Genomic DNA, 12202 nt, shown 5'->3' on the forward strand with positions numbered 1-12202 from the left:
TTGTGGGATTAACGACTAGTTCAAAATCTTTTAAAGAACGATTGGAAGATAGCAGAAAAGATGTTTTTATGCAAAAAGCTGTAGCGAAGGCTCAAGATGATCAGTGGATCAAACGTGAAGGGGCTAGAGAAGAACTTGGGCATTGGGAAAAATGGCGCGATTTAGGAGAACAAATCAGAAAACATACGATTTCTTATCTACCTGATTATTTGGAACAGTTTAGCGATCAGGTAGCGCAACAAGGTGGAAAAGTTTTTTTTGCAAAGACAGCAGAAGAAGCCACTGAATATGTAAAACAAGTTGTCTTAGATAAGAAAGCAAAAAAAGTTGTAAAATCAAAATCAATGGTGACCACTGAGGTTGACATCGATCCAATGTTATTAGAGTTGAACGGTGTAAGTGTTATGGAAACTGATTTAGCTGAGTTTATTTTACAAATGGATGACTGGGATGAACCTTCTCACATTGTTTTCCCAAGTATTCATAAAAATCGTGAACAGATTCGACAAGTTTTTGAGAATAAGTTAGGCTACAAAGGAGATAATGATCCAGTTAATTTAGCAAGATGTGCCAGAGAAGTAATGCGCAAATTTTTCCTAGAGGCGGAAATAGGTATTACGGGCTGCAACTTTGCGATTGCGGATAGCGGCATGATCAATTTAAATACGAATGAAGGTAATGCCGATTTAACGATTAGTATTCCAAAAACTCAGATTGTGTTAATGGGAATGGAGCGAATTGTTCCTAGTATGAAAGAAGCAGAGGTGCTAGATAATTTATTAGCAAGAAGTGCGGTTGGTCAAAGTCTAACAACTTATGTGACGTTTGCTGGAATCAAAAATGAAGATGAGTCAGATGGTCCAGAAGAATTTCATGTTGTTATTTTGGATAACGGTCGTTCTAATGCATTAGGAACGGCTTTTGAGCCAGTATTACAATGTATTCGCTGTGGTTCTTGTCTCAATGTTTGTCCAGTCTATCGACATATTGGCGGGCATGGATATGGTTCGATTTATCCTGGGCCAATTGGTGCTGTATTATCACCAGTTTTAGGTGGGTACAAACAATTTGGAGAACTACCTTATGCTTCTAGTCTGTGCGGTGCTTGTACAGACACTTGTCCGGTAAAAATACCATTACATGAACTGTTGATCGAACATCGAAAAGTTATGACAGATGAATTAAAAATGCAGCACGGATTTGATGATTTTCAAATGAGAGTTGTAGGTAAGGCAACAGCTACACCAAGTTTATTCAAACTAGCAATGAAAGTTGATCATGCAGGTTTGGGACCGTTAAGTAAGAAAAAAGATATTACAGTAGACAACATGTTTCAATATGGTGGGTATGTAGCAAAAGGTCCTGGATTGGTTAAAGGTTGGACAGATGTTAGAGATCTCCCCCGTCCACCCAAAAATTCTGAAAATTTTAGAAGTTGGTATAAAAAGCATAAAGCAGGTGAGCAAAATGACTAATGCCAATATACAAAATAGAGAATCCTTTTTAGAGAATTTAAGAGAGAAGTTAGGAATTGAACGTCAAAATGTCAAAGATCATCCATTTCATCCAATCAATGATCTGCCAGAAACAACATTATCAGATAAATCAGCTGAAGAGTTGCTGGAAATTGCTAAAAAAAGAGTAGAAAAGATCAACACAAAACTAATAGAAACAACCCAATCACAGTTGGAGAACACCATAGAACAATTAATAGATCAATTGGGACAAGGGAATATTTTGTTACCAATTGATGAACGTTTTTCAGAGTATGGATTGGAAAAATTTACTCAAGCAAAGCATTCAGACAAAAGAAATGAGCAGTTCCTGTTTTGGCAAAAAGGTCCAGAACAAAGGGAAGTCAATATCACTAATGCTCAGAGCGCAAATATCGCTATAGCATTTGCTGAATTTTTGTTAGCTGAATCAGGCTCAGTAGTAGTTGAAACAAATGCTGGCCAAGGTCGTTCATTACATTTTTTACCCAAACATTATATTTCGATTATTCCTATGAGTAAAATCGTCCCTCGTTCAACTCAAGCAGCGGCTTATTATGCAGAAAAACAAGCAACTGGCGAAAAAATTGGCTCCGCAATCCATTTTATTTCCGGACCGTCGAATTCCGGGGATATTGAAATGCAGTTAGTAGTTGGGCTCCACGGACCACTTGCTGTGTACTACATTATTGTAAAAGATAGGTAAGGTGAAATATGTCTAATTAAACCAGTTATTAAAGGTTGTTTTAAAAAATTAGTTAAAAAGAAAAGAATACTGTAGGAATTTGAATGTTTGTGGTAAACTATAGAAAGCAAGTTTTTTGGAGGAATGAATTTGAAGTCTAAAGAGTTATTACATACAATCTTATTTTTTGTTGGTTTAGCAGCACTACTATTTTTATTAAGACAGTTCGTTTTTACACCAGTCGTGGTTAAGGGGCATTCGATGGACCCTACATTGGCTGATGGTGAACGAGTGATCGCATTAAAAAATACAGAAATCAAACGTTTTGATATTGTGACATTTCCAGCACCTGATGAGCCAAAAAAGAATTATATCAAGCGCGTGATTGGTTTGCCGGGTGATACGATCGAATATAAAAATGATGTTTTATATATCAACGACAAAGAGGTCAAAGAACCTTACCTTGATGAATTCAAAGCCGAAGTGACAGATGGATTGCCACTGACCCTTGATTTTACTTTAAGTGAAGTGACAGGTGAGAAGAAGGTTCCAGAAGGTGAATATTTTGTGATGGGTGATAATCGCAGAAATTCTAAAGATGGACGAATGATTGGTTTTATTAATAAAGATAAAATCTCAGGTGATGTTAAGTTTGTTTTATGGCCGTTGAACCGTTTTGGAACAATTTAACAATAGATTTCATTAATGATAATACAAGAAAGCTCTCTTTTAAATAAGAGGCTTTTTTTGTTAAATAATGAAAGCCGTATTATAAGTTGATTTATGATAAACTAAGAACATGAAACATTTATGAGGGATGTGACAAAATGAGTTTACAATTTATCCGCGGAACTGCTGAGATGGATTTAGAAGAAGCCTTAATACAAGCTTCTATACAGTGGTTAGAGGAAGACAATACGCATGAAGTATTCTACCTAGTGCCAAACCACATGAAATTTGAGCAAGAAATCAATGCCTTAACACGAATAAAAAATAGCCAAAATAGTCAAAGTGATTCAATCGCAACCATGCGCTTTCAAGTGTTTAGTTTTTACCGATTGGCATGGTACTTTTTACAACATACGCAATTTTACGGTTCAGAAGTTCTTTCAGAAGCCGGCGCTGCAATGGTTTTCAGAAAGATTTTGTCGGAAAACGAAGAAGCGTTAAAAGTCTTTCGTGGAGAGGTCAATAAATCGGGATTTATTCAGCAACTATTCGATTTATATCAAGAAATGAAAGAAGGAAATATTGATTTAGATGAGTTGTATGGGTATTTATCCCAATCTGATTCGGGTAGTAAAGAACAGGATTTACAATTAAAGATCCAAGATATTAAATTAGTTTTTTCAAAATTTGAAGAAACCATGAGCCAGTATGGTATAAAATCAGCAGAAATTATTAATTTTTTGACGGAGTATCTAGAGACAAAAGATCTACGTAACGTTTTATTTGTAATCAATGGGTATCATACGTTTTCAGCAAGAGAGTTGAAATTGATTGAAACGTTGATGCGTCGTGGTGGCGAAGTCAAAATTTCATTAGTATTGGACAAAAAATATCCGAACGAACTACCGAAGTTAATGAACTTATTTTATGAAACAGGTACAACGTATCACAAGTTGTACCAATTAGCTAGAAACTCAAATGTGGCAATACTGCCCGATTATATTGAAAAAAATAAAGTCTTAGTTACCAATAATAGTCTTCAAACACTTGAAAAATACTGGGCTGAGGTTCAAGAAAATCATCCTAAAATAGAAAGACAAGGGCTCAGTGATGATCATCTTCAATTTTGGTGTGCAGAAAATCCTAAAGAAGAAATCAATCATATTGCTAAGGAAATTAGGAGATTGGTTACAGAAGAAAAGTATCGTTACAAAGATATTCAATTGTTAACACGAGAATTGGATAGCTATGAGACGATGATTGAACCTCTGTTTGCGCTGCATGAAATTCCCGTTTATTTAGACCGAGATATGGCAATGGAACAGCATCCATTAGTTGAGTTTATTCAATCGTTGTTCGCAATCCATACGTATCATTATCGTTATCGAGATGTATTGCGTTTTTTAAGAACAGAATTATTTTTCCCGTTGGGAGATCAAGTGACCGTTGAAGAATGGCTAATCGAGCGAAATGAATGGCGTCGAAAAATCGATGTGACGGAAAATGTTGTCTTGGCATACGGCTACGAAGGCTACCACTGGGAGCAGGCTAAGAACTGGCATTTTATTCGCTATGACTTTGAAGCGGAGGAACAAGACGATACTGAAATGATCGAAAAAGACTCAAATGCTGTAAGAAACATGATCCAACAAACAATCCCTGCTTTTTTCAAACAGATCCAAAAAGCGAATACTGGAATCGAAGCAGCAGACTGTTTTTATCGTTTCTTAGTGCGTAATGGGGTAGAAAAGCAATTGATGATGTGGCGTAACCAAGCCATTGAGAGCGGACAGTTAGAAGAAGCCCGCAATCATGAGCAAACTTGGGAAGCTTTGATGACGTTATTAGATGAATATGTGACGATTTATGGAAAAGAAAACTTCGATCTAGATTTATTTGAAGAAATTTTTTCTAGTGGTTTAGAGGGACTACGTTATAATAAAGTACCAACAGCTATTGACCAAGTACAAGTGCGATCAATTGATTTAGCGCGGCCTGGTCAAGCGAAAATCGTTTTTGCCATTGGTTTGACGGATCAAGTTTTACCACAAAAATTTGATAACAAAACTTTGCTATCAGATGAGGAACGGCACTTTGTTAATGGTCATTTAGATGACGGACAATTTTTATTGAATGATACAAGAAAAAGTATTGCTAGAGAACCGTTCAATGCTTATATCCTTTTTACCTCAGCCACTGAACGTTTATATTTTTCCTACCCTCGTGTAAAAGATACTGCGAAAGATGTGAAAGCATCTACTTATCTAACAAATATTCAAAGAGACTTAGGGATACAGATGCAGCAAAGAAATGCTCTTACGATCTTAGATGATGAGCAAATCAGCTTAGAACACATAGGGACATACCGAACACTGATCAGTGATTTGACAAATCTCAAGCGGCAAAAAAAAGAAACACAAGAAGGCATTTTGTCTTTTTGGCTTGCGTTGGAACGTGAATTAATGAAGCAGCCTGAGGCGTCATTGGCACAGCATGTCTTTGAAAGTCTCAGCCATCAGAATTTGCCGGAAAATCTAGAAGAACATCTTGCTGATGAACTATATACAAAACACATTTATACATCGGTTTCACGAATGGAAAGCTTTTATCGTTGTCAATATCAATATTTTTCACGCTTTGGGTTAGGCTTAAAGGAAAGAGATGTTTTTGGATTATCGCCAGCTGCAACGGGTGATTTCTTTCATGAAGCATTGGATCAGTTCTTTAAATTGCTGATTATGCAGAATAAACAATTATCTGAGTTAACTGATCGAGAAGTAAACGAATTTACAGAACAAATTTTAAACGCTGTATTTGGTGAAATCAAATTTTCAATTCTAGATACATCTAGCCGGATGAACTATATCCGATACCAATTAGGGCAAACCATCAAAAAAGTTAGCTGGGCTTTGAAACGCCAAAGTGAACGAAGCGGGATGACAACTGTTCAGACAGAGGTATTATTTGGTCAAATCGCCAGCCAAAAAGGAATTAAAGGCTTAGAATTACCGCTGCAAAATGGTGGTAATATCAGTGTTAGAGGTAAAATCGATCGATTGGATCAATTAGTGACGCCTGATTCTACATACTTGGGAGTCATTGATTATAAATCGAGTCACAAGAAGTTCAATATTACAGAAGCCTATTATGGTTTAGCGATGCAGATGCTGACCTATCTGGATGTGGCTTTGATGGATGCTGTAAACTTGGTCGGTCAGTCGGCCAAAGCTGCGGGTTCATTTTATCTCCATGTCCATAATCCAATTCTTCCTTATGAAACAGAAGAGAAAAAAGAACAACAGCTTTTAAAGAAATTTCAGTTTGATGGCTTGTTATTGAATGATCCAATTTTACTTGAAAACTTAGACAAAAGTTTACAAGCCAAACAGACTTCTTTGATATTTCCAATCGAAGAATCCGCGAAAGAAATTATCAAACCAGGGCGTCGTCAAGAAGATAAGTTCGTGACAGAGCCTGAATTAGAAGCATTGTTAACACACAACCGTAGTAAGTTTATTGAAGCAGGTAATAAAGTTACTAGCGGGAAAATCGATTTAAATCCAGCATATCAAGGAAAAGAACGGATTGCCTGTCGTTTTTGTCCATTCAAAAGTGTTTGCAATTTTGATGTGATGTTGAAAGAAAATAATTATAATCGAATCGAAACATTGTCTAAAAAAGAAGTGATGGATCGCTTGGTTGAAAGCGAGCAGGAAGGAGGAACTATCAATGAGTAAAACAATACCTTTGCGTCCGGAAAACGAACAATTTACGGATAATCAATGGCAAGCTGTCTTTGATGGGGATGAAAATATTTTAGTTTCTGCTTCTGCTGGTTCTGGAAAAACGACCGTCCTTGTTCGCAGGGTCATTGAGAAACTTAAAAGCGGTGTAGATATCGATCGATTATTGATTGTAACGTATACAGAAGCCGCAGCGAAAGAAATGAAAGAAAGAATCCAGAGTGCTTTACAAAAGGCAATCACAAATGAAAGTGAACAAGAAAAAAAACAACATTTTATTAAACAATTAAGCTTACTTCCTACAGCTCATATCAGCACATTACACGCTTTTTGTCTAACGGTGATTCGTCGTTTTTACTATTTGATTGAAATGGACCCGGTTTTTCGTTTACTGACTGATGAGACAGAGATGTTACTTTTGAAAGAGGATGTTTGGGATGAGCTTAGAGAACGATTCTACAGTGAGGACAGTGAAGCGTTCTATCAATTGACAAGTAACTTTTCCAATGATCGGAGTGACGATGGACTAACTCGATTGATTTTTTCTTTATATGAATTTGCTAGAGCTAATCCAGATCCAGAGGAATGGCTAGCTCACTTGGCAGACAGTTACCGTTTAGAGGGCCAATTAGGCGAATCAGCTCTGTTTCAAGAGTATTTAAAGCCTCAAATGATGGAAACGCTGTTCCGTTGTGTAGATCGTTATGAAGAGATGATTCAGTTGACAGAAGGTGAAGAAAAGCTTGAAAAAATAGCTATCCTTGCTAGAAACGAAAAAGAGTTTGTGGAAACCTTCAGTAGTCAACTAGCAGATAATGATTTAGAGTCAGGTTTTGAAATTTCAAAAACAGTTACATTTGAACGATACCCATCTATACGTGTAGAAGAATTAAAAGAAATAGCTGCTCAAGCTAAGACTTTACGTGAACAAAACAAGAAAGCTATCAATGATATTTTAACGAACTTGTTTACATTGTCACCAGAGCAAATGAAAGAGATTTTAGAGCAGTCAAAACCACTTGTTCAGGAAATGGCTAAGGTAGGAAAAGCATTTATTGATACTTATAGCCAGCAAAAGCTAAGAAAAGGGCTAGTTGATTTTAATGATTTAGAGCATTTTACGTTAGCTATTTTAGCAAAAAAAGAGGCAGGCGAATGGTTTGCTTCAGAAGCTTCCAAGTACTATCGAGAGAAGTTTGATGAAGTTTTGGTTGACGAGTATCAGGATATCAACCGACTGCAGGAAACGATTCTTTATTGGTTGAGAAGACCATCAGCCGATGAAGGGAATTTGTTTATGGTAGGGGATGTGAAACAGTCGATTTATTCATTTCGTCTAGCTGATCCCACGTTGTTTATTGAAAAATATAATCAATATGGAAAAAATAAAGAGGGGAAACGGATTGTTTTAGCTGAGAATTTCCGCTCCAGAAAGAATGTCTTAGATTTTACTAATTTAGTTTTTGAACAATTGATGGATGAAAGAGTTGGGCAAATTGCATATGACGAAGCTGCTCAACTTGTTCACGGATTTGATCAATTTGATGAAGCTGAAAATTATGATACAGAACTGTTGATTTATGAAAAAAAATCAGAGAAGTCGGAAGAAACAGTGGATTTAGCAAATGCGCCTCAATTGCTCCTAGAAGATAAAACGGAAGGCGAACTGCATATGACAGCGTTAAAAATCAGAGAATTGATTGATAATAAATTTTTGATCTATGATAAATCGATCAAAGAAAATCGTCCGCTGACGTATAAAGATATCGTGCTATTAACACCAACCAAGAAAAATAATTTAACGATTCTTGAAATATTTAAAATAGCTGGAATTCCAATTCAAGTCAATGATGCACAAAATTATTTTCAAGCAACTGAAGTTCAGACGATGGTGTCCCTTTTACAAATCATTGATAATCCGTATCAAGATATTCCTTTAGCTGCGGTGTTACGTTCACCCATAGTTGGTTTGAAAGAAAATGAGCTAGTTGAGATTCGGTTAGCTGCTAAAAAGAGTTCTTATTACGAAGCCTTTTTAACGTTTAATCAAAGAGATACGGAGAATCAAAAACAACAATCATTAAAGGAAAAAACAAAGAATTTTGCTGAATTACTGGATAAATGGCGTGAAATTGCTAGACGAAATCAATTAGCCACATTGATTTGGCAAATCTATCAAGATACTGCGTATTTAGATTACGTCGGTGGAATGCCAGCTGGGAAACAACGACAGGCTAATCTTTTTGCATTAGTTGATCGAGCAGCAAGTTATGAAAAAACTAGTTTCCGCGGGTTGTTCCAATTTGTTCGTTTTATAGAGAAAATGCAGGAAAAAGATAAGGATTTGGCAGAACCAGTTATTTTAAGTGAAGAAAATGCTGTTCGGGTGATGACGATTCACGCAAGTAAAGGACTAGAGTTTCCAGTAGTTTTTGTTTTGGATATGACCAAAGAATTCAATCTTGGTGATCTGAATGAACGTTATATTTTTGATGATCGCTTAGGAGTAGGAATTCGTTATCTTGATCAGACAGACCGAGTACTTTATGAAACCTTGCCATTCCTAGCGATTAAACAGGAAAAATTAAAAAAATTACTTTCAGAAGAAATGCGTAAATTGTATGTCGCCTTAACGCGAGCAGAACAAAAACTCTATCTTGTTGGGTCTTATAATGACCAAGAGGCAACTTTTAAAGAATGGTTGAAGGTTGCTGATGTTCAGACAAAAGTTTTGCCTGGGGAAAATCGTTTACAAGGTAAAAGTAGTTTGATGAACTGGGTAGGAATGACTTTGATTCGTCATCAGAGAATGGCAGAATTTCAGACTGAATTTATAACTGAAAGTGTAGCTGGTATCTCACAACATCCTGCAGGATTTACCCTTAGTTTTATGACAGAAAAAACAATTCAGGAACGATTTGCAGCGCTTCAATTCTTTGAGACAAGCTCTACAAAAGTAGAAAACGCTGCAAAGAGTGATGCAACAGCTATTGAAAAAGGGTTACGTCGTTTAAATTATGACTACCCCTATCAACTTTCAACAAAAACGACAAATTATCAATCGGTATCAGAAATCAAACGTATTTTTGAAGATCCTGATAATAAAGAAATTGCTAAGATCGAAGTAAATGAAAAGAATACATTACAACCGACATCGATGATCATTCACCGGATGAGTGAAGGGGAGTTAGGTAAGCCGAGATTTATTGAAACGATTAGAACGCCGTCTCCAGTAGAAATCGGAACAGCAACACATTACTTGTTGCAACTATTAGATTTAAAGAAAGAACCAACCAAAGAGAGTATCCTTCATTTGATCGATGAATTAGTTCAAACAAAGATTATCCAAGAAAATGTGGCAAAACGAATCAATATCGATCAAGTTCTAGCTTTTTATCAAACGAGCTTAGGTCAACAACTTTTAGAAATGCCCAATCAAGTTATCCGTGAGCAGCCATTTTCAATGTTATTGAAGGCAGAAGACCTAATCAAAGATTATCCTAAAGAAACTAAAGATGATTTATTGATTCACGGAATGATCGATGGCTACATCGAAAAAGAAGAAAGTTGTATTCTTTATGATTATAAAACAGACTTTGTACTGGACAGTGAAAATACAAAAGAAATCAAAAAAATTATCCAACGTTATAGAGGTCAGCTGAATTTATACCGAAAAGCGTTAGCCCAAGCAACAAACAAGCAAGTAAATCAAGTGTTTCTAGTGTTATTGTCGGCTGGAATCATTATTGACATGGACAAAGAACAAATTATTGAAAAAATGGATTAAAAAATGAAAGCAAATCTACTTACAAATTGTAAGTTGTGTGCTATACTCAGTTCACGAGGTGAGGAAAATGGAGCAAGTAAAAACAACCGAATTTTCACTATGTCCTAAATTTGAAAAAGCTTTTGCGATTTTAGGAAAAAAATGGAATGGTTTGATTATTGATGTCTTGTTGGAAAATGGTCCTCAACGATTTGGTGAGTTAAGACAAAAGATCCCTGAGCTAAGCGATCGAGTGTTAGTAGAACGCTTGAAAGAGTTAGAAGGAGAAGGAATCATCTCAAAAGCAGTCCGCTGTGATGAGAGTAGCCGTCTAGAATATTTCCTCACAAATAAAGGCAAGGACTTACAACAAGCAATGGAACAAATCCAGCATTGGGCAGAAAAATGGGTCACCGCTGAAGAATGCAGTTGACCTGAGACTTAATTTCTTGTAAACTGTAAATAATTGAATAAAAAAAAACGTAGATGGAAACGAGTAATTTGGCTGATGCGAAAAGGGAAAACCTGTCTTAGACTGTAAACAGGTTGCGTAATCGAAAAATGAAGTTCACTTCCGGAGTTTGTTTGTTCTAATATAGAGCAGACCGGTGAGAGCCGTTATAAGAATTGAGTGCATGATTTTTTGTCATGAAGTAGGATGGTAACACGATAGCTCGTTCCTTGATAGAGGAGCGAGCTATCGTTTTTTATTTTTATTAAAGCTTGAATGAGTTTGTTCGACTTTTGCTCTACTATTTAGGCTCAGTTCAAACATTAAGCAAAGGAAAGGGATAGAAAAATGACATTAAAAGCTCAATTAGAAGCATTGAGAGATGAAACATTGGCTAGTATTCAAAATGTAGCAGATCTTAAAGCACTAAACCAAATCAGAGTCGAAACTTTAGGTAAAAAAGGCCCTATTACAGAAGTGCTGAGAGGGATGAAAGATTTATCCGCGGAAGAACGTCCAGTGGTGGGAGGTTTTGCTAACGAAATTCGAGATCTTTTGACCGAAGCTATAGAAAAACGAAAAGAAGTTCTAGAAAGTGCTGCTTTAAATGCTGCTTTAGAACAAGAAACAATTGATGTAACACTCCCAGGTAAGCAAATGGCTCACGGAACTCGCCATATATTATCTCAAGTAATGGAAGAAATTGAAGATATTTTTGTTGGTATGGGCTATCAAGTTGTAGAAGGTTATGAAGTTGAATCCGATCATTATAACTTTGAGCGCATGAACTTACCTAAAGATCACCCAGCTCGAGATATGCAAGACACATTTTATATTTCAGATGAGATTTTGATACGTACACATACATCGCCTGTACAAGCTAGAACGATGGAAAAGCATGACTTTTCAAAAGGCGCTTTACGTATGATTTCACCAGGGAAAGTATTCCGTAGAGATACTGATGATGCTACTCACAGTCATCAATTCCACCAAATCGAAGGTTTGGTCATCGATAAAAATATTACGATGGGGGATCTTAAAGGAACCTTGGAAGTAGTCATGAAGAAAATGTTTGGTGAAGATCGTAAGATTCGTTTACGTCCAAGCTATTTCCCGTTTACAGAGCCTTCAGTTGAAGTTGACGTAAGTTGTTTCAAATGTGGCGGTTCAGGTTGTAATGTTTGCAAACAAACAGGCTGGATTGAAATTTTAGGAGCGGGTATGGTTCATCCGGATGTCTTATCTATGTCAGGAATTGATCCAAATGAGTATAGTGGTTTTGCATTTGGTTTAGGGCCAGACCGAGTAGCGATGTTACGTTACGGTGTGAATGATATTCGTAATTTTTATCAAAATGATTTACGTTTCTTAAATCAGTTCAAGGTAAAGGAGTAA

General features: G+C 36.4%; 7 protein-coding genes and 1 other annotated feature. All 7 genes read left to right on the forward strand.

The features are described 5' to 3' along the window. Positions 1-2: 2 nt before the first annotated feature. The 7 genes from AC4BB7_RS08435 (at position 3) to pheS (ending at position 12202) form a co-directional block, all read left to right on the forward strand. Positions 3-1475, forward strand: coding sequence for a LutB/LldF family L-lactate oxidation iron-sulfur protein (locus AC4BB7_RS08435; RefSeq protein ID WP_490485053.1), 1473 nt, complete (start codon positions 3-5; stop codon positions 1473-1475). Continuing rightward, on the forward strand, positions 1468-2199 hold the full coding sequence (locus AC4BB7_RS08440; protein ID WP_490485054.1) for a LutC/YkgG family protein: 732 nt from the start codon (positions 1468-1470) through the stop codon (positions 2197-2199). The genes AC4BB7_RS08435 and AC4BB7_RS08440 overlap by 8 nt, the downstream gene beginning before the upstream one ends. Before the next feature lie 123 nt (positions 2200-2322). Further along, positions 2323-2868 (forward strand): signal peptidase I, encoded by a 546-nt coding sequence (gene lepB, locus AC4BB7_RS08445; RefSeq protein ID WP_086312972.1) that lies wholly within the window; start codon positions 2323-2325, stop codon positions 2866-2868. Between the two features lie 137 nt (positions 2869-3005). After that, positions 3006-6584, forward strand: a complete 3579-nt coding sequence (locus tag AC4BB7_RS08450; protein WP_490485055.1) for a PD-(D/E)XK nuclease family protein — start codon at positions 3006-3008, stop codon at positions 6582-6584. Continuing rightward, positions 6577-10377: a helicase-exonuclease AddAB subunit AddA gene (gene addA / locus AC4BB7_RS08455; RefSeq protein ID WP_490485056.1), complete on the forward strand. Its 3801-nt coding sequence runs from the start codon at positions 6577-6579 to the stop codon at positions 10375-10377. Before AC4BB7_RS08450 ends, addA begins: the two co-directional genes overlap by 8 nt. Before the next feature lie 67 nt (positions 10378-10444). Next, a complete protein-coding gene (locus tag AC4BB7_RS08460; RefSeq protein WP_010761262.1) occupies positions 10445-10789 on the forward strand; it encodes a winged helix-turn-helix transcriptional regulator in 345 nt (114 codons plus the stop codon). Between the two features lie 41 nt (positions 10790-10830). Next, positions 10831-11041: a binding site (T-box leader), on the forward strand. A gap of 114 nt (positions 11042-11155) precedes the next feature. Continuing rightward, positions 11156-12202, forward strand: coding sequence for a phenylalanine--tRNA ligase subunit alpha (gene pheS / locus AC4BB7_RS08465; RefSeq protein WP_490485057.1), 1047 nt, complete (start codon positions 11156-11158; stop codon positions 12200-12202).

The sequence above is a fragment of the Enterococcus sp. AAFC-DPL-5182 genome (genome assembly GCF_058216605.1).

What these genes read in the sequence shown, in the direction of transcription:
- AC4BB7_RS08440 (WP_490485054.1), top strand. Translation starts at nt 1,468, where the DNA reads ATGACTAATGCCAATATACAAAATAGAGAATCCTTTTTAGAGAATTTA.
- lepB (WP_086312972.1), top strand. Translation starts at nt 2,323, where the DNA reads ATGAATTTGAAGTCTAAAGAGTTATTACATACAATCTTATTTTTTGTT.
- AC4BB7_RS08450 (WP_490485055.1), top strand. Translation starts at nt 3,006, where the DNA reads ATGAGTTTACAATTTATCCGCGGAACTGCTGAGATGGATTTAGAAGAA.
- addA (WP_490485056.1), top strand. Translation starts at nt 6,577, where the DNA reads ATGAGTAAAACAATACCTTTGCGTCCGGAAAACGAACAATTTACGGAT.
- AC4BB7_RS08460 (WP_010761262.1), top strand. Translation starts at nt 10,445, where the DNA reads ATGGAGCAAGTAAAAACAACCGAATTTTCACTATGTCCTAAATTTGAA.
- pheS (WP_490485057.1), top strand. Translation starts at nt 11,156, where the DNA reads ATGACATTAAAAGCTCAATTAGAAGCATTGAGAGATGAAACATTGGCT.